Origin of the sequence: Bradyrhizobium sp. Pha-3, assembly GCF_042258615.1 — a bacterium.
Lineage (GTDB): Bacteria > Pseudomonadota > Alphaproteobacteria > Rhizobiales > Xanthobacteraceae > Bradyrhizobium.
In genome coordinates, this window is record NZ_CP170152.1 from 768,291 (window position 1) to 784,703 (window position 16,413).

At 64.6% G+C, this 16,413-nt stretch carries 21 protein-coding genes and 1 pseudogene; 16 read left to right on the top strand and 6 right to left on the bottom strand.

Translation table 11 applies throughout. From position 1 onward, the window contains the following. Window positions 1-98: 98 nt before the first annotated feature. The 5 genes from ACE10Z_RS03560 to ACE10Z_RS03580 form a co-directional block, all read right to left on the bottom strand. Entirely contained in the window at window positions 99-665 is a 567-nt protein-coding gene (locus ACE10Z_RS03560) for a nucleotidyltransferase family protein (protein ID WP_375786707.1), read from the bottom strand. Continuing rightward, window positions 662-1,009: an MmcQ/YjbR family DNA-binding protein gene (locus ACE10Z_RS03565; RefSeq protein ID WP_375786708.1), complete on the bottom strand. Its 348-nt coding sequence runs from the start codon at window positions 1,007-1,009 to the stop codon at window positions 662-664. The genes ACE10Z_RS03560 and ACE10Z_RS03565 overlap by 4 nt, the downstream gene beginning before the upstream one ends. Window positions 1,010-1,072: 63 nt before the next feature. Next, the gene (lepB, locus tag ACE10Z_RS03570) at window positions 1,073-1,843 is read right to left on the bottom strand and encodes a signal peptidase I (RefSeq protein ID WP_092119164.1); all 771 of its coding nucleotides are present in this window, start codon (window positions 1,841-1,843) and stop codon (window positions 1,073-1,075) included. Further along, window positions 1,843-3,267, bottom strand: coding sequence for a metalloprotease TldD (gene tldD / locus ACE10Z_RS03575; RefSeq protein WP_092119161.1), 1,425 nt, complete (start codon window positions 3,265-3,267; stop codon window positions 1,843-1,845). The genes lepB and tldD overlap by 1 nt, the downstream gene beginning before the upstream one ends. A gap of 271 nt (window positions 3,268-3,538) precedes the next feature. Next, on the bottom strand, window positions 3,539-4,009 hold the full coding sequence (locus tag ACE10Z_RS03580; RefSeq protein ID WP_375786709.1) for a winged helix-turn-helix transcriptional regulator: 471 nt from the start codon (window positions 4,007-4,009) through the stop codon (window positions 3,539-3,541). Window positions 4,010-4,130: 121 nt separating this feature from the next. Here ACE10Z_RS03580 and ACE10Z_RS03585 point away from each other — a divergent pair, with 121 nt between their 5' ends. From ACE10Z_RS03585 to ACE10Z_RS03620, 8 genes and pseudogenes are all read left to right on the top strand, one after another. Beyond that, window positions 4,131-4,523, top strand: a complete 393-nt coding sequence (locus ACE10Z_RS03585; RefSeq protein ID WP_375786710.1) for a DoxX family protein — start codon at window positions 4,131-4,133, stop codon at window positions 4,521-4,523. Between the two features lie 10 nt (window positions 4,524-4,533). Beyond that, window positions 4,534-5,037, top strand: coding sequence for a hypothetical protein (locus ACE10Z_RS03590; RefSeq protein WP_375786711.1), 504 nt, complete (start codon window positions 4,534-4,536; stop codon window positions 5,035-5,037). Between the two features lie 35 nt (window positions 5,038-5,072). Next, entirely contained in the window at window positions 5,073-5,675 is a 603-nt protein-coding gene (locus ACE10Z_RS03595; protein WP_375786712.1) for a TlpA family protein disulfide reductase, read from the top strand. Window positions 5,676-5,720: 45 nt separating this feature from the next. Next, window positions 5,721-6,215, top strand: coding sequence for a GNAT family N-acetyltransferase (locus ACE10Z_RS03600; RefSeq protein WP_375786713.1), 495 nt, complete (start codon window positions 5,721-5,723; stop codon window positions 6,213-6,215). 155 nt (window positions 6,216-6,370) lie between these two features. After that, the gene (locus ACE10Z_RS03605; protein WP_375786714.1) at window positions 6,371-6,733 is read left to right on the top strand and encodes a hypothetical protein; all 363 of its coding nucleotides are present in this window, start codon (window positions 6,371-6,373) and stop codon (window positions 6,731-6,733) included. Window positions 6,734-6,892: 159 nt separating this feature from the next. Continuing rightward, a pseudogene (locus ACE10Z_RS03610) lies at window positions 6,893-7,060 on the top strand (TolC family protein); the annotation flags it as partial. Between the two features lie 117 nt (window positions 7,061-7,177). After that, window positions 7,178-8,026 carry a hypothetical protein gene (locus ACE10Z_RS03615; RefSeq protein ID WP_375786715.1) on the top strand — a complete coding sequence of 283 codons (849 nt, stop codon included), beginning with the start codon at window positions 7,178-7,180 and terminating at the stop codon, window positions 8,024-8,026. A gap of 152 nt (window positions 8,027-8,178) precedes the next feature. Beyond that, entirely contained in the window at window positions 8,179-8,688 is a 510-nt protein-coding gene (locus ACE10Z_RS03620; protein WP_375790094.1) for a MarR family winged helix-turn-helix transcriptional regulator, read from the top strand. A gap of 37 nt (window positions 8,689-8,725) precedes the next feature. On the opposite strand, the gene ACE10Z_RS03625 is transcribed toward ACE10Z_RS03620, so the two are convergent. Continuing rightward, window positions 8,726-9,253, bottom strand: coding sequence for an invasion associated locus B family protein (locus ACE10Z_RS03625; RefSeq protein ID WP_097676619.1), 528 nt, complete (start codon window positions 9,251-9,253; stop codon window positions 8,726-8,728). 487 nt (window positions 9,254-9,740) lie between these two features. On the opposite strand from ACE10Z_RS03625, the gene coxB reads away from it, so the two are divergent. The 8 genes from coxB (at window position 9,741) to ACE10Z_RS03665 (ending at window position 16,413) form a co-directional block, all read left to right on the top strand. Then, window positions 9,741-10,580 (top strand): cytochrome c oxidase subunit II, encoded by an 840-nt coding sequence (gene coxB, locus ACE10Z_RS03630; protein WP_375786716.1) that lies wholly within the window; start codon window positions 9,741-9,743, stop codon window positions 10,578-10,580. 96 nt (window positions 10,581-10,676) lie between these two features. After that, window positions 10,677-12,293: a cytochrome c oxidase subunit I gene (gene ctaD, locus ACE10Z_RS03635; RefSeq protein WP_375786717.1), complete on the top strand. Its 1,617-nt coding sequence runs from the start codon at window positions 10,677-10,679 to the stop codon at window positions 12,291-12,293. A gap of 62 nt (window positions 12,294-12,355) precedes the next feature. Then, window positions 12,356-13,294, top strand: coding sequence for a heme o synthase (locus ACE10Z_RS03640; protein ID WP_375786718.1), 939 nt, complete (start codon window positions 12,356-12,358; stop codon window positions 13,292-13,294). A gap of 38 nt (window positions 13,295-13,332) precedes the next feature. After that, window positions 13,333-13,497: a CoxF protein gene (locus tag ACE10Z_RS03645; protein WP_176528844.1), complete on the top strand. Its 165-nt coding sequence runs from the start codon at window positions 13,333-13,335 to the stop codon at window positions 13,495-13,497. A 5-nt stretch (window positions 13,498-13,502) separates the two neighbouring features. Further along, window positions 13,503-14,141 carry a cytochrome c oxidase assembly protein gene (locus ACE10Z_RS03650; RefSeq protein WP_097676615.1) on the top strand — a complete coding sequence of 213 codons (639 nt, stop codon included), beginning with the start codon at window positions 13,503-13,505 and terminating at the stop codon, window positions 14,139-14,141. A gap of 107 nt (window positions 14,142-14,248) precedes the next feature. Beyond that, on the top strand, window positions 14,249-15,145 hold the full coding sequence (locus ACE10Z_RS03655; RefSeq protein ID WP_092119134.1) for a cytochrome c oxidase subunit 3: 897 nt from the start codon (window positions 14,249-14,251) through the stop codon (window positions 15,143-15,145). A gap of 63 nt (window positions 15,146-15,208) precedes the next feature. Further along, window positions 15,209-15,595, top strand: a complete 387-nt coding sequence (locus ACE10Z_RS03660) for a DUF983 domain-containing protein (protein WP_375786719.1) — start codon at window positions 15,209-15,211, stop codon at window positions 15,593-15,595. Beyond that, entirely contained in the window at window positions 15,592-16,413 is an 822-nt protein-coding gene (locus ACE10Z_RS03665; RefSeq protein ID WP_375786720.1) for an SURF1 family protein, read from the top strand. Before ACE10Z_RS03660 ends, ACE10Z_RS03665 begins: the two co-directional genes overlap by 4 nt.

Here is a 16,413-nt window from a genome sequence, read left to right on the forward strand (position 1 = left end):
TCCGTAGCCCGGATGGAGCGAAGCGCAATCCGGGAACGATCTTACCGCGGATGCGTCTGCCCCGGATTTCGCTTCGCTCCATCCGGGCTACGAAGTCTCTACTCCGCCGCCAGTACCGTGATCTCCGGCCACAGCGCCTTCCACCGCGCCGCCTTCTTCGCATAGTTCGCCGCGGAAAAATTCGCGGTCCGGTTCGGCCGTACGATCATGCCGGCGATATCGCCGAAGCCGTTCGGCGCATAGACGTCGTAGCCGTTGGTGCAGCGGCGGATGCCGATCTGCGTGGTCGCGGTGAGGAAGCGATCGATGCCGTCGCTCGAGCGCGACAGCGCGGGGTAGGGCAAGCCATGCTTGCCGGGATACCAGAGATGGACGCGGGCCTGGTTGCGCGCCTCGATCGCAACCCCGAGAGGGCCGAGCCGCGCCTTGAGGTCGCGGATCACGGCGTCCTCGGCCTCCCATGACGTATCCGGATCGAAATAGAAGATGTCGTAGTCGCTGATGCCGTGATCGAGCGGCCGGCTGGTCAGCACATTCCACGCGGTCTGCACCAGGCAGCCGGACACCAGCCACGCATCGGGCAGGGCAAGGCGATGCAGCTCGTCCGTTATCGCTCGATTGGCCGGGTTGCGCAGCGCCGCTGTGAGGAATTCGCCTTGCGTCACGACGGAACGGTCGCGTCATATTCCCTGACTGCCTTCTTCGATGCCAGCGTGCGCCAGTGCCGGCGCAGCAGCGGCTCGACGGTCGCGCGCTTGGCCTTCGACAGGCGGATCAGCATGGTCGGATAATCGCGGTAGTGATCGGTGAAGTAGAACACTTTCGGCTGGCTCTCGACCAGCATGTCGCGCTCGTCCGGCGGCACGCCCGGCATCACCAGGCTGGCGCCGTCTTCCTTGAGCCGCACCAGCATCTTCTTGCGCACCTTCAGCGCCGGTGTGCCGTAGGAGGAGCCGTCCTCGACCTCCGGCCACGCCAGTGCGATGTGCCTGATGTCGTCGAAGGTCACGGCGATCATCTCATAAAGAATGTAGCCCGGATGGAGCCAACGGGGCTACGGGTCCGTCCGAACTCACTGCACCGAGGTGAAGAACCGTGCGAGGCGGAAGCCGGAGAGCCAGGTCCAGACCGGCTGGCTGCGGATGCCCATGTCCCAGGAGCCGACCACCGCATCGGCGCGGCCGATCAGATTGTCGATCGGCAACAGGCCGACACCACCGTCGCGCACCGGCACGCGGCTGTCGGCCGAATTGTCCCTGTTATCGCCGAGCACGAACAAATTGCCTGCGGGCACCGTCACCTCGGCCGTGTTGTCGAGTCTTCCATTGTCGCGGATCTTGAAGATCGCGTGGCTGACGCCGTTCGGCAGCGTCTCGATATAACGGTAGGCGTCCTCGCCGCCGCCGCGATCGTCCTCGGCAAAGCCGGTGCCGTCGGGCTTCAAGGCCGCCGGATGATCGTTGATGAAGAGCTGGCCCTGCCGCATCTGGATGCGATCGCCGGGCAGCCCGACCACGCGCTTGACCCAGGCCTGCGAGCGGTCGCCCGGCCAGCGGAACACGACGACGTCGCCGCGCTTCGGCGTCTCGCCGAACACCCGGCCGGTCTCCGGCAGCGTGATCTGGATCGGCAGCGACGCCGCGCCGTAGCCATAGGGAAATTTCGAGGCGACCAGCGCGTCGCCGATCAAGAGCGTCGGTTCCATCGATCCCGACGGCACGTAGAACGGCTCGGCGATCGCGCCCTTGGCGAGGAACACGACGGCCACGATCGCGGCGAGTTGCACGGCCTGCCCGCGCCAGCTGGTCGGCTTGGCCGCCACGACTTCGTTTCCGCTGCTCACTAGCCTGTTCCTCCGACCGTAATCCGTTCCATCCGCAGCGTCGGCTGGCCGACGCCGACCGGCACACCCTGGCCGTTCTTGCCGCAGGTGCCGATTCCCGTATCGAGCGCAAGATCGTTGCCGATCATGGTGATCCTGTGGAGATCGGTCGGTCCATTGCCGATCAGCATGGCGCCCTTCAGCGGCGCGCCGAGCTTGCCGTTCTCGATCTTGTAGGCCTCGGTGCACTGGAACACGTATTTGCCCGAGGTGATGTCGACCTGGCCGCCGCCGAAATTGGCGGCATACATGCCGTTCTTCACCGAGGCGATGATCTCGGCCGGGTCCCGGTCGCCCGACAGCATGTAGGTGTTGGTCATGCGCGGCATCGGCACATGGGCATAGCTCTGCCGGCGACCGTTGCCGGTCGGCTTCATGCCCATCAGCCGGGCGTTCTGGCGGTCCTGCATGTAGCCGACCAGGACACCGTCCTCGATCAGCACGGTGCGGTTGGTCGGCGTGCCCTCGTCGTCGATCGAGAGCGAGCCACGGCGCGACGCCATGGTGCCGTCATCGACCACGGTGACGCCCTTGGCTGCGACCTGCTGGCCCATCAGGCCGGCGAAGGCCGAGGTCTGCTTGCGGTTGAAGTCGCCCTCGAGCCCGTGGCCGACGGCCTCATGCAGCATCACGCCGGGCCAGCCGGCTCCTAACACGACGTCCATCTCACCGGCGGGCGCCGGCACCGATTCGAGATTGACCAGTGCCTCGCGCAGCGCGCCGTCGGCGGCATCGCGCCAGGCCTTGGTCTCGATGAAGCGCGCATAGCCCTCGCGGCCGCCATAGCCCTTGCTGCCGCTCTCCTGCCGGTCGCCCTGGCCGGCGACCACGGAAATATTGACGCGCACCAGCGGGCGAATGTCGCGATAGCTCTCGCCGTCGGGCCGCAGGATCTCCACCACCTGCCAGGTCGCGGTGAGGCTGGCCGAGACCTGCCGCACCCGCGGGTCCTTGTCCCTGACATAGGCGTCGATCTCGCCGAGCAGTTTGACCTTGGCCTCGAACGCCGGGCCATCCAGCGGGTTCTCGTCGCCATAGAGCCTGACATTGGTGTGGGCCGGCGCCGCGGCGAACGTCCCGGCATAGCCGCCGCGCACCGCCGCCACCGCGTCCGCGGCGCGGATCAGCGCCGGGATCGAGACGTCGGAGGAATGCGCATAGCCGACCGCGTCGTCCTTGACGGCGCGCAGGCCAAAACCCTGCGAGGTGTCATAGGTCGCCTGCTTCAGCCTTCCATTGTCGAACACCAGCGCCTCGGTCTGCCCGAACTCCAGGAACAGCTCGCCGTCGTCGGCGCCTTCAAGTCCGCGAGACACCTCGCGGCGGACGGCATCGCGGTCCAGATTGGCGCGGTCGAGCAGGGAGGTGGTGGCGGGATTGGTCATGGTCACTCCGACGCAGTGCGAGTCCTTGGCGATTCCTGGTCATCCTTGCCTGAAGCGCAACTGATTGCCAGTGCGGAACCCGCATCAGGAATTTCGGGCGATTGAAGCAGAGACGAGCGGAAAACTCACCTTACAACCCGGAAACCTGTGCCGGTCCCGGTTCGGGCCTGGACGGCGATTCCTCAAGATAGTGTTTGGGGTGGCAAACCGGGAGTGCCTGCGGCCATGCCGCCGATCACGGCCGCCCCCCGGGATCCTCACCTTGTCGTCATCACCGCGCGCGCCGATCCGCTTGCCGCGGCTGGCTTTCCGGCTCGTCGGCCTCGCTCGATTGCGGTGCCGGCTTCGGCTGCGCGCCGGCGGCAGCGCCCTGTGCCGAGGTCGGAAAACCATGCTCCTGCGCCCACCGGTACAGCTCGTCGAACACCGGTTTGAGTGCCTTGGCCGACGGCGTCATCTCATACTCAACCCGCGGCGGCACCTCGGGATAGACCGTGCGCTTGACCAGGCCGTTGGCCTCGAGATCGCGCAGCTGGGTGGTCAGCATATGCTGGGTCACGCCGGGGATCGCCTGCCGCAATTCGCCGAACCGGCGCTTGCGCTCGACCAGTTGCCAGAGGATGTCACCCTTCCATTTCCCGGCCAGCACCGACAAAGCCCGGTGAAATTGCGCCGACAGGTCGCCGTTGCACGGCTCGGATGCCGCCGGAGGCTCGGCGGGCTCAATAGTCAGTTTTTTCATACTACCTCACAAAAAGCATCCTACTTGTTCTTTTCATCTTACTCCCGAATTTAGTGCATCGAAAGCCGTGGGCCGGTCGCCGAATGGGCGGGTGGCCGCGCGGTCATTTGGGGAGTCGTCCATGTCAGTTGCCGTTGCCGCAGCGCCGTCGCGCTGGAAATCCGTCACGCTGTGGGTCGTCAGGGGATTACTCGCGCTGGCCTTTGCCGCCGCCGGCGCCGCCAAGCTCTATGGCGTGCCGATGCTGGTCGAGGAATTCGAGCATATCGGGCTCGGCCAGTGGTTCCGCTATCTCACCGGATCGCTGGAGCTGCTCGGCGCGATCCTGATCCTGGTGTCGCCGGTCGCAGCCTTCGGCGGCCTGCTGCTGAGCTGCATCATGGTCGGCGCCACGCTCACGCATCTGTTCGTGATCGGCGGCTCGCCGGTGCCCGCCCTGGTGCTGCTGGCGCTGAGCGCGATCGTCGCCTACGCCAAGCGCAGCCAGTTCGCCCTGGTCCCGAGCGCACCGTGAGGTGGGTGCGATGCGCGTCTCTCGCCGCATCCTGACGCTGGCCGCGGGGCTCGCGCTGGCCTTCGCGGTGCCGTTCGCCGTGACATTGTTGCTCACCGGTTCGGTCGCGGCGGTGTCCAAACCGGAGGCGAAGAAGCCCGAGCCGCGCGTGCACCATGTGGTGCTGCCGATCAACAGCGACGATCCGACCACGATGCGGGCGCTGATCTCGACCGCGCTCAACCTCCCGAAATATTATCGGGAGCGCAACGAGCCGTTCGAGATCGAGGTCGTCGCCTACAATGCCGGCGTCCACATGCTGCGCGCCGATACCTCGCCGGTGAAGGACCTGTTGCGGGTGGTGCGGGGGCTCACGCCGGACATCCGCTTCGTGGTCTGCGAAGCCACCAAGCTCGGCATGGAGCGCGCAGAGGGACATCCGCTGGTCCTGCTCGACAATGTCGATCTGGTGCCGAATGGCCCCGGACGCATCATCGAATTGCAGGAAGCCGGCTGGTCTTACATCCGGTCGTGAGCGGTCTGGCCGTCAACGCAAGCGGAGAAACCGACATGACTTCTGTTCGCGTGCCCACCCGCCGCGCTGTCGTCGCCGGCATGATCGGCGCCGGCGCCGCGCTCGCGATGCCGGCAGCACGGGCGCGCGCAGCGTCGGGACCGCCGCCATTCGGCACCATCCGGCACCAGTTCACGCTGGTTCAGGGCGCCCGCCCGGTGCCGCCGGTGGCGATACCGGCGCTCGCCGGCGGCGCGCTCGACCTCACCGCGTTCAAGGGCAGACTGGTGCTGGTGAACTTCTGGGCCACCTGGTGCGCGGCGTGCCGGACCGAGCTGCCGATGCTGGATCGCCTCGCCGCCAGCGGCCGCAGCGACCTTGCGGTCGTCGCCATCAGCACCGATCGCAACCGGTCGCTGGTGGCGCCTTACGTCAAGCAGGTCAAGCTTCGCCACCTTGCGATCGGCTTCGATCCGGGCGGTCTGGTCTCGCGCGTCGACGCCGACGAGGTCGACACGCCGTTCGCGCTCTACGGCATGCCGATCTCATTCCTGATCGGCATTACCGGACAGGTCGAGGGCTACATGACGGGCGAAGCCGACTGGCTGTCCGCGGAGGCGGGCGGGCTGTTCGATTATTATGCGGGTGGCGGGCGGTGAGCCGGATTTGCCTGGCGCCGCGACGCCCAATACGGTGGCGGGACCATGAGCACCGTCGAAATCGTTCCGATCCGCGAAGAGCATGCCGGGGGTTTCCACCGCACGCTCGATATCGTCGCGCGCGAGCGGCGCCATCTGTCGTTTCTTGAAGCGCCACCGATCGACGCAACGCGGGCGTTCATTCGCGACAACATCGAGAATGGCTTTCCGCAACTCGTCGCTCTCGCCGATGACGAAGTGGTCGGCTGGTGCGACGTGAGGCCCAAGGCGAGGCCGATCCACGCCCATGTCGGCGTGCTCGGGATGGGCCTGCTGCCGGCCTTCAGGGGGCAGGGGCTCGGATTGAGGCTGATCGAGCGAGCGTTGGCCGCGTCAAAGCGGTTCGGATTTCACCGCGTCGAGCTGACGGTGCGAGCCGAGAACGCCAATGCCGTCGCGCTGTACCGGAAGGTCGGCTTTGAACTCGAAGGCCGCCTGCGCGACGACGTTTGCGTCGATGGCGTCTATGGCGACCTGCTCGTGATGGGCATCTTGCTCTAGTGCTTGCGGTTCACCTCGGATGCCGACGACACCGTGCAGATCTCCGACGGGGACGCGCTTTTGGAGAACAGTCACGGGTGTAACATTATTGCGGATCGACACGCGCTGGGACTGCGTGTTACAGATCGCTCGTTCTTGCACCGGAAACAAGATTCGTGACGTCGACTGTATCGCACTTCTGCTTCGCTCTGCCGCGCAGTTTGCGCGTAGCGCTGGCGTTGTTTGCGCTCACGATCTACCTGTTGGGCGGCGTGCTGCACGGGCTGCACGATCTGAACGTGGCCAACGTGCCGCGCGATGCCGTCGTTTCAGTCGCTGACAAGGGCGCCCCCGGTCATTCCGAGAAGGGCGTGATTGCGGACGACCACTGCCACGGCTGCTTTTCCGTGTCAGTCCCCGCCCCGGCGATCGGCGCTGGTGACGCGATGCCCACGGTGAAGCTGATCGCCGTGCGTCAAATCGGGCGTCGTGGCCTTGCGCCCGGAATCGATCCTCCTCCGCCAAAGTTCCTGACCTGAAGATGACCGCTGGGCACCTCGCGCCCTGAATCAGTCTTTCGTCAGGTTTTCATCATGTTGCTCAAGTGCGCCGCGCGTTTCGCGTGCGCGATGGCATTGCTGTTCAGCCCTTGGCTGACGGCCGTGTCGCATTCGCCGGCCGTCACCTTGCGAGTCGCGCGTCATTTCAACGAGACCAACGACGACGTCGTGCGCCTCTCGGTGACGGTGCCGATCCCGGTGTTCGACCAAAATCAGGGCAACATCCTCTCCGCTCGGGAAAGTCTCGCCAAGACGCGCGCAGAGCGGGAGGCCAACCGCAACACGCTGCTGGTCGTCGCGGGCAAGCTCACCAACGACGGAGGGATTGCGGGCATCGAGGTCTTCGACGACGCCGGCGTCCAGCGGCCGGCCTGGAACGGCCGCAGCTTCGTCGTCAAGGGAAAGTCGAGAAAGGAAACATAAATGGCCCGGTCACTCATCGGACATCTGCACTTCGGCGGAGCTGACGTCGGCTTCCGGAAGAAATTCCGTCTCTTCTTCATGGTCGCCGTCGTCGTGCTGCTGCTCGGCGGCGTGAAGGCCGCCGTGCATTATTTTGGTCTTGAGCTTCTCGAGCTCAACAGCCTGTTTACCAGCGGCATCGGTGGGGCGGTCTTCATCATAGGCTTCCTCCTTTCGAGCATTCTCGCCGACTACAAGGAAGCGGAGCGGATTCCTGCCGATATTCGGACGTCGATCGAGGCAATCGACGGCGACCTGCACGCCTTCGCGGTCGAGAAGCCCGAATTCGACGTCGCCGAGCCCCGATCGATCCTGATCGCGACGATCGACAAACTGAGAGCGGGGCTCGGACACGAAAGCGGCCACAAGGAAATTCCGCCGGTCCTGGAGGAGATCGCCAAACTGACGCCGATCTTCGGGCGGCTCGAAGGCATGGGAATGGCCGCGAATTTCGTCGTGCGTTTACGCACGACGCAAGACGTGCTCCGCCGGTCGGCGCTGCGCATCTACCAGATCCAGCGGGTCGAATTCGTGCCGTCCGTACACGTGCTGGTGCAGACGCTGGTCATCTCGATCGTGGTTCTCCTGCTGCTGCTGAAGACCGAAGGAGACCCTGCGATCGCCATTCTGTTCGGCTTCATCAGTTACATGTTCGTCTACGCCCTCTACCTCATCCGGCTGCTCGAGCAGCCGTTCGCGAAGGGACACTCATCCGTCGACGATGTCAGCCTGTTCCTACTCGACGAGCTCGAAACGCGGTTGCGTCAAGCGCTCGAAGCGTCCGGTGGAAGCAAGCCTTTGGAGGTTTAGATGCACGGAGGCGGAGAGGCGATCCCCTCCGACAGCGTATCTCGCCGATGCAACATCATCCGGCGGTCCGGCAATCGGATGGGCGTGCTCACCGTAGAGGCAACGAGAACCAAGGCGGCGTGAAGCTGTCAGCGGCGAGAGGAAGGGAAGCTGTGTCACCGAGGAGGAAGGACGCGATGCGCCTGCGCACTATCGAAGATCTGGACATCATCAAGCGCTTTACGTTGGAGATCTCCTCCATCAATAGTCATTTGAAGGAACTCCGCCAGATCTGGAGCAAGACGCTCGGCATAAGCGGTCCGCAATGGATGATCCTGATTGCCGTCTCGGACCTCGACAAGGACGGCGGCGTGCCGGTCAATGTGGTCTCGAAATTGCTCCACGTCGATCCGTCGTTCGTGACCACCCATTCAAAGCTCCTGGAACAGAAAGGCCTGCTGCGCCGCGCGTCGTCGCCGACCGATGCCAGGGTAGTTCAAATGTCGTTGACCGAGAAAACGTGGAAGCACATGGCGAGCCTCGCCGAACAACACAGCGCGATCAGGAAGTTTGTGTTCGAGGAATTCAACAGGAACGAGTTGATCGCGTTCACCGCTAAGCTCGCCACTCTCAACAAACGTCTCGAGAAGGTGTGTTTGCGGGTCGCGGCGGATTTCATTTGAGAAGGGAGGATCGGCGGGTCTAGCGCCGATGCTTTAGCTACGGCAATTTGTCATACCCCTCCGCCAGGCCGTTCAGGCTGAGCGGAAAGCCGATCCCCTCTTCCGGGGTCTCGAAGATGATGAATGTCGCGGTCTTGGCGTTCTTCAACTGCCCGAGCAGCTTGTCATCCATCACGACCTCGGCGACGCAGCCATTGGGCAGGCAGCGGACAAAACCGGCGCGGCCGACGTCCTGGTTGTCGAGCTTGAGGCCGAGGCCGGAGGGCAGCAGCACGCCGAGCGGGGCGACCACGCGCATCAGGCGGCTCTTCTGGTCGGCGGTCTTCAGCACGATCACGGTCAGGCCGGCATTGGAGCGGTCTTCGGCTACCACGCTCTGGATCAGCGCGCATTGCTCGGCCTGGGCGCCCGGAGGGGTGTCGCAGCGGATCTGCCAGTCGCCATGGACCGAGCGTACCGCGCCCTGCGCGTTCGCCGGCTGGGTCAGGCCGAGAGAAAGGGCCAGAATCAGCAGGCCGCCGAGCCAGCCGGCCTTTCGTCCTGCCTGAATTTTCGAAGCGCCCATCCGGGGTCGATCCTTTGATTGTTCGGTCGGCCCGGCCGTCGAGGCCGCCGGGTAGCACGCATCAGTCGACTGATACCGCAATTGGGCGCCTTGAAGGCGATCTTGAAGCCATTCCCGCGCCGGATTGGGGCAGCCCGCAGCGAATCAGGTTCCTGCGGGTCATCCGGTCTGTGCGTACATCCGGTAATCCCCCTGTCAACAGTGCGCGGCGTTGTTTCGTCGACTTTCGCTTGATTTTGCGGGAAAATTCGCAAGCGGCAGCTTCATCGCACGCGCATGGCCTTCGGCCGTACTACTGCATTGCGAGCGCCTGCGAATTATGGTTTGAGAGGCTGGATTTCGACGCGTTCTAGCGATCTGGCTCCCGTACCCACCTTGACTCAGAGACGGGTATGTCCGGAAGGCCATTTGTCAGGGCGGATCGTGCTGTATCTCCGGTCACGTGCCGGGGGTGCGTTGGGGAATAATGCAAGGGAGCGCGAACGGCATGAAGATGTCGATTGGCCGGTTGGGCAGGCAATTGCTGGGGTTGGCGGTGGCGGGTGTGGCGTCAGTCGCCGCGGGATCGGCCTTCGCCGAAATGGGGCAGCCGGCGCCGTGGGAGCACACGCTGCAGGAAGCCGCGACCCCGGTGATGGAAAACATCATCTGGTTTCACAATTTCCTGCTGGTGCTGATCACCGTCATCACCCTGTTCGTGCTGGCGCTGCTCGTCATCGTGGTGGTGAAGTTCAACGCCAAGGCCAACCCGGTCCCCTCCAAGACCACCCACAGCACCCTGATCGAAGTGGCCTGGACGCTGATCCCGGTCCTGATCCTGGTCGGTATCGCGGTGCCGTCGTTCCGCCTCCTGTTCCTGGAGCTCGACGTGCCGAAGCCGGACCTCACCGTGAAGGTCACCGGCAAGCAGTGGTATTGGTCCTACGCCTACCCGGATAACGGCAAGTTCGAGTTCGACTCGCTGCTCGACAAGGACAAGCAGCCCCGGCTGCTCGGCGTCGACAACGAAATGGTCGTCCCGGTCAACAAGGTGGTGCGGATCCAGACCACCGGCGCCGATGTGATCCACTCCTTTGCGGTGCCGTCCTTCGGCGTGAAGATCGACTCGGTCCCCGGCCGCCTGAACGAGAGCTGGTTCAAGGCCACCAAGACCGGCGTGTTCTACGGCCAGTGCTCGGAACTGTGCGGCAAGGACCATGCCTTTATGCCGATCGCGGTGCGGGTCGTCAGCGACCAGGAATTCGCGGCCTGGGTTGAAGGGGCCAAGAAGAAGTTTGCGACCAATCCGGCGAATTCCTACGCCTCGGCTGGTCAGGCGGCGCAGTAAGCCCCAAGGGTTAAGGCCCCAAGGCTTGCGGCGCGGATTGAATAAGGGCGATGGGACCGCAAGGTCCAAGAGGGACTGCAAGGCAGGATTTTGAACATGGCGACAGGCGCAGCGACACACGACGATCACGCCCATGATGATCACGCCCACCATCCGACCGGATGGCGGCGCTATCTCTACTCCACGAACCACAAGGATATCGGTACCATGTACCTTATCTTTGCGGTGATCGCGGGCATCATCGGCGCTGCGATGTCGATCGCGATCCGCGCCGAGTTGATGTACCCGGGCGTCCAGATATTCCACGAAACGCACACCTATAACGTGTTCGTGACCTCGCACGGTCTGATCATGATCTTCTTCATGGTCATGCCGGCGATGATCGGCGGGTTCGGCAACTGGATGGTGCCGCTGATGATCGGCGCGCCGGACATGGCGTTCCCGCGCATGAACAACATCTCGTTCTGGCTGCTGCCGGCCTCGTTCGCGCTGCTCGTGCTGTCCACCTTCGTCGAGGGCGAGCCGGGCGCCAACGGCGTCGGTGCGGGCTGGACCATGTACGCGCCGCTGTCGACCTCGGGCCATCCGGGACCTGCGGTCGATTTCGCGATCCTGTCGCTGCATCTCGCCGGTGCCTCGTCGATCCTCGGCGCCATCAACTTCATCACCACGATCTTCAACATGCGCGCGCCGGGCATGACCCTGCACAAGATGCCGCTGTTCGTGTGGTCGATCCTGGTGACCGTGTTCCTGCTGCTGTTGTCGCTGCCGGTGCTCGCCGGTGCGATCACCATGCTGCTGACCGACCGCAATTTCGGCACCGCCTTCTTTGCGGCTGACGGCGGCGGCGATCCCGTGCTGTTCCAGCATCTGTTCTGGTTCTTCGGCCATCCCGAAGTGTACATCCTGATCCTGCCGGCCTTCGGCATGGTCAGCCAGATCGTCTCCACCTTCTCGCGCAAGCCCGTGTTCGGCTATCTCGGCATGGCCTACGCCATGGTCGCGATCGGCGGCATCGGCTTCGTGGTGTGGGCGCACCACATGTACACCGTCGGCATGTCGTCGGCGACGCAGGCCTACTTCGTCGCCGCCACGATGGTGATCGCGGTGCCGACCGGCGTGAAGATCTTCTCCTGGATCGCCACGATGTGGGGCGGCTCGATCGAGTTCAAGGCGCCGATGATCTGGGCGATCGGCTTCATCTTCCTGTTCACCGTCGGCGGCGTCACCGGCGTCGTGCTGGCCAATGCCGGCGTCGATCGCGTGCTGCAGGACACCTATTACGTGGTGGCCCACTTCCACTACGTGCTGTCGCTCGGCGCCGTGTTCGGCATCTTCGCCGGCTGGTATTACTGGTTCCCGAAGATGTTCGGCTACATGTACTCGGAGCGGATCGCCAAGGCGCACTTCTGGTTCACCTTCATCGGCGTCAACCTGGTGTTCTTCCCGCAGCACTTCCTCGGCCTGTCGGGCATGCCGCGCCGCTACGTCGACTATCCGGACGCGTTCGCCGGCTGGAACCTGATCTCGTCCTGGGGCTCCTACATCTCCGGCGTCGGCGTCTTGATCTTCATCTACGGCGTGATCGATGCCTTCGTCCGCAAGGAGCAGGCCGCGAACAATCCGTGGGGTGCGGGTGCGACCACGCTGGAGTGGACGCTGACCTCGCCGCCGCCGTTCCACCAGTTCGAAGTGCTGCCCCGCGTGCAGTAAGTCCAGAACAACGCGGCGCACCCTGGGTGCGCCGCGCCTTTTGAGAGAAGTGAGACCTGATCTTGTCGGTTGTCGATCACAACGCCATCGAGCTGCCCCGGATTTCCGAGGCCGAAGTGGGCGACTACATCGCGCTGTTGAAGCCGCGCGTGATGTCGCTGGTGATCTTCACCGCGCTGGTCGGGCTGATGATCGCGCCGGTGCATGTCCATCCGGTGCTGGCGTTCACCTCGATCCTCTGCATCGCGGTCGGTGCCGGCGCCTCCGGCGCGCTCAACATGGCCTATGAGAGCGACGTCGACGCCTTGATGTCGCGCACCGCGAACCGGCCGATCCCGCGCGGCCGGATCACCCCAGCCGAGGCCGCCGCCTTCGGCCTGACGCTCGCCTTCTTCTCGGTGATGACGCTCGGCATCCTGGTCAACTGGGTGGCGGGTGGGCTGCTTGCCTTCACCATTTTCTTCTATGCCGTGATCTACACGATGTTGCTGAAGCGCTGGACCGCGCAGAACATCGTGATCGGCGGCGCCGCCGGCGCGCTGCCCCCCGTGGTGGCATGGGCAGCCGCGACCGGCTCGCTCTCGGTCGAGCCGATCCTGCTGTTCCTGATTATCTTCTTCTGGACCCCGCCGCACTTCTGGGCGCTGGCGCTGTTCCGCAGCGACGACTATGCGCGCGCCGGCATTCCGATGCTGCCGGTGGTCGCCGGTCCCGACGCGACCCGGCTGCAGATCCTGCTCTACACCATCGTGCTGGTCGCAATCGCGCTGGCGCCGTGGCCGCTCGGCTATTTCGATGCGATCTACGGCGTCACCTCGCTGGTTTTGGGCGCCGGCATGCTGTGGCTCGCCATCGAGGTCTATCGCCGCCGTGAGGGTGTTGCCGCCAACCGCGCCACGCGCCGGCTGTTCGCCTTCTCGATCCTCTATCTGTTCGCGCTGTTTGCCGTCCTCCTCGCCGAGGTCGTCGTCCGCGCGATCCTTCCTGTCTTCATCGGGTAGGGACGCCGGGGGGCAAGATGGGGGCGCAGGGGATAGCAATGGACGAGAAACGCGAACCAGAAGGAATCGTCCTCACCGAGGCGCAGCTCAAGAGCCGCCGCCAGCGCTCGATCGCCATTGCGCTCGCGCTCGGCGTCATGGTCGTGCTGTTCTTCGCCGTCACTCTCGTCAAGGGGCCGGCCGTGCTGGTGCGGCCGCTGTGACTGAGATGGCAAACCAGGGTGCACCGCAGGCTCCGCAAGCCAAGGGCGCGAAAGTTACGCGCCGCGTGCTGACGCGCGACGCCATTGTCGCCTCGATCTGTGGCTTCGTCGTGGTGTTGATGGTCGGCGCGTCCTACGCCGCCGTGCCGTTCTACAACTGGTTCTGCCGTACCACCGGCTTCAACGGCACCACCCAGGTGGCGACCTCGGTGCCGACGGATGCGCCGCTCGCGCGCACCATTTCGGTCAGTTTCGATTCCAACGTCGCGCCGGGCCTGCCCTGGAAGTTCGAGGCCGAGCAGAACACGATCGACGTCAAGATCGGCCAGGTTGTCACGGTCTATTACACCGTGACCAACCAGTCGGCGCGCACCACGACCGGACAAGCCGCCTACAACGTCGCGCCGCTGACGGTCGGCGCCTACTTCCAGAAGATCAACTGCTTCTGCTTCACCGAACAGACCATGGCACCGGGCGAGAAGCGCGAGATGGCCGTGGTGTTCTATGTCGATCCCGCGCTGGCCAAGGACAGCGAGAACGACACGCTGAAGAACATCACTTTGTCCTACACCTTCTTCCCCGTGCGCGATGCCGCGCCGAAGCCCGTGGCTGCGGGCGAGGCGGAGCAGCGCAAGGGCGGCTAGAGCATGATCCGGAAAAGTGGGGACCGGTTTTCCGAGAAGATCATGCTGATGAGATTGGAATTTTAAGATTAAGACGTGCCTTGCGGCACGCGAATGGAGAGACGGCAATGGCTGAGGCGCAAGTCAAGCATCACGACTATCATCTCGTCGACCCGAGCCCGTGGCCGGTGGTCGGCTCGGTCTCGGCCTTCATCATGGCGCTCGGTGCGATCGGCTGGATGCACCACATGTTCTCCGCCGCGCCGATCGTGTTCGGCGTCGGCACCATCGGCGTGCTCTACACCATGGCGAGCTGGTGGGGCGACGTGATCAAGGAAGCCCAGTACAAGGGCGACCACACCCGCGTGGTGCAGATCAGCCACCGCTACGGCATGATCCTGTTCATCGCCTCCGAAGTGATGTTCTTCGTCGCCTGGTTCTGGGCGTTCTTCAATTCGGCGCTGTTCCCGGCCGATGCCGTGCACGCCACCCGCGATGCGGTGTTCGGCTGCGGCGCCGGCACGGCGATGGGCGCCTGCTCGGTGCCCGGCACCTGGCCGCCGCATGGCATCGAGACCTTCGATCCCTGGCATCTGCCGCTGCTCAACACGCTGCTGCTCCTGACTTCGGGCACCACCGTCACCTGGGCGCACCACGCGCTGCTGGAGAACGACCGCCAGGGCCTCAAGCAGGGCCTCATCCTCACTGTGATCCTCGGCGCCTGCTTCACCTGCGTGCAGGCCTATGAGTACGCCCATGCGACGTTCTCGTTCGGCGGCAACGTCTACGGCTCGACCTTCTTCATGGCGACCGGGTTCCATGGTTTCCACGTGCTGGTCGGCACCATCTTCCTGCTGGTCTGCCTGATCCGCGCCTATGCCGGCCACTTCACGCCGAAGCAGCACCTCGGCTTCGAGTTCGCCGCCTGGTACTGGCACTTCGTCGACGTGGTCTGGCTGTTCCTGTTCATCTGCATCTACGTCTGGGGCCACGGCGCCGAGTCGATGGCGCACGGCGCACACTAATCTCGCTGACGTGCTAAGAGGGGGCGGCCCGATGGCCGCCCCCTTTGCTTTTGAAGAGAACCGATGACAGACACCCCGCCCACTGTGACCGAAAGCGCGCTGCGCGGCATCGCCTGCCGCTGCCCGCGCTGCGGCAAGGGCAAGCTCTATTCCGGCTTCCTGACGCTGGCGCCGCGCTGCCAGTCCTGCGGCCTCGACTTCGCCTTCATCGATGCCGGCGACGGGCCGGCGATCTTCGTCATCATGCTGGCCGGCGCCATCGTGGTCGCGGCGGCGCTGATCGTCGAGGTGAAGTACCAGCCGCCGTTCTGGGTTCACGCCGCGTTGTGGCTGCCGCTGATCGTCGTCACCACGATCCTGCCGCTGCGTTCGATGAAGGCGCTTCTGATCGCGCTGCAATTCCACCACAAGGCCGCCGAAGGCCAATTGATCGAGCGCGATCCGAAATGAACGACACGACGAACAAAGCGTTTTCCAGCGAGGCGAACACCGGTTCGCGCGAAGAAAACGCGTCAAAAGATTCTACTCGGCCGAGCGCGGCCGGCTTCGGCATTTTCACGCTGATCCTGATCGCAGTGTTCATCGCCCTCGGCTTCTGGCAGTTGCAGCGCCGGGTCGAAAAGCATGCGCTGATTGCCGCGCTCGACGAGCGGCTGGCCGCCCCGACCGAGGCGCTGCCGCCGCCATCGGCGTGGCCCACGGTGACCTCTGCCAGGGATGAATTCCGCCGCGTCACGCTGACCGCGACCTACGCGAAACAGCCGGACGCGATGGTCTTCAGCTCCGGCTCGGCGGTGCGCGACGATGTCGCGGGACCCGGCACCTGGGCGTTCCTGCCGGCCAAGCTCGCCAGCGGCGAGACGGTTGTGATCAACACCGGCTTTGTCCAGAACACGATGCAGGACCGCGCCTTTGAGGATCGCGTCACCGGCCGCCTCGTCACCGGCGCACCGGTTGAGCTGACCGGCTACATCCGCTTTCCCGAGCCGCCGGGCCGGCTGACGCCGAAGGAAGATCTGCCGAAGCGGTTATGGTTCGTGCGCGATCATCGCGCGATGGCGCAGGCGCTCGGCTGGGGACAGGTCGCGCCGTTCTATATCGACCTCGAGGCGCCGGTGCCCGACAGCGGCACGCCGAAGCCCGGGCCGCTCAAGGTGCGGCTCAAGGACGATCACATGCAGTACGCCATCACCTGGTTCTCGCTGGCCGCCGCAGTCACGATCGCCTTCGGCCTCTGGTGGCGCGGCCAGCGGCGCAGGGGAACTTGA

Bases quoted from the DNA above. Each gene is read 5' to 3' on its own strand.
- tldD (WP_092119161.1), bottom strand. From the start codon at position 3,267: ATGACCAATCCCGCCACCACCTCCCTGCTCGACCGCGCCAATCTGGAC.
- ACE10Z_RS03580 (WP_375786709.1), bottom strand. From the start codon at position 4,009: ATGAAAAAACTGACTATTGAGCCCGCCGAGCCTCCGGCGGCATCCGAG.
- ACE10Z_RS03585 (WP_375786710.1), top strand. From the start codon at position 4,131: ATGTCAGTTGCCGTTGCCGCAGCGCCGTCGCGCTGGAAATCCGTCACG.
- ACE10Z_RS03590 (WP_375786711.1), top strand. From the start codon at position 4,534: ATGCGCGTCTCTCGCCGCATCCTGACGCTGGCCGCGGGGCTCGCGCTG.
- ACE10Z_RS03595 (WP_375786712.1), top strand. From the start codon at position 5,073: ATGACTTCTGTTCGCGTGCCCACCCGCCGCGCTGTCGTCGCCGGCATG.
- ACE10Z_RS03600 (WP_375786713.1), top strand. From the start codon at position 5,721: ATGAGCACCGTCGAAATCGTTCCGATCCGCGAAGAGCATGCCGGGGGT.
- ACE10Z_RS03615 (WP_375786715.1), top strand. From the start codon at position 7,178: ATGGCCCGGTCACTCATCGGACATCTGCACTTCGGCGGAGCTGACGTC.
- ACE10Z_RS03625 (WP_097676619.1), bottom strand. From the start codon at position 9,253: ATGGGCGCTTCGAAAATTCAGGCAGGACGAAAGGCCGGCTGGCTCGGC.
- coxB (WP_375786716.1), top strand. From the start codon at position 9,741: ATGAAGATGTCGATTGGCCGGTTGGGCAGGCAATTGCTGGGGTTGGCG.
- ctaD (WP_375786717.1), top strand. From the start codon at position 10,677: ATGGCGACAGGCGCAGCGACACACGACGATCACGCCCATGATGATCAC.
- ACE10Z_RS03645 (WP_176528844.1), top strand. From the start codon at position 13,333: ATGGACGAGAAACGCGAACCAGAAGGAATCGTCCTCACCGAGGCGCAG.
- ACE10Z_RS03650 (WP_097676615.1), top strand. From the start codon at position 13,503: ATGGCAAACCAGGGTGCACCGCAGGCTCCGCAAGCCAAGGGCGCGAAA.
- ACE10Z_RS03655 (WP_092119134.1), top strand. From the start codon at position 14,249: ATGGCTGAGGCGCAAGTCAAGCATCACGACTATCATCTCGTCGACCCG.
- ACE10Z_RS03660 (WP_375786719.1), top strand. From the start codon at position 15,209: ATGACAGACACCCCGCCCACTGTGACCGAAAGCGCGCTGCGCGGCATC.
- ACE10Z_RS03665 (WP_375786720.1), top strand. From the start codon at position 15,592: ATGAACGACACGACGAACAAAGCGTTTTCCAGCGAGGCGAACACCGGT.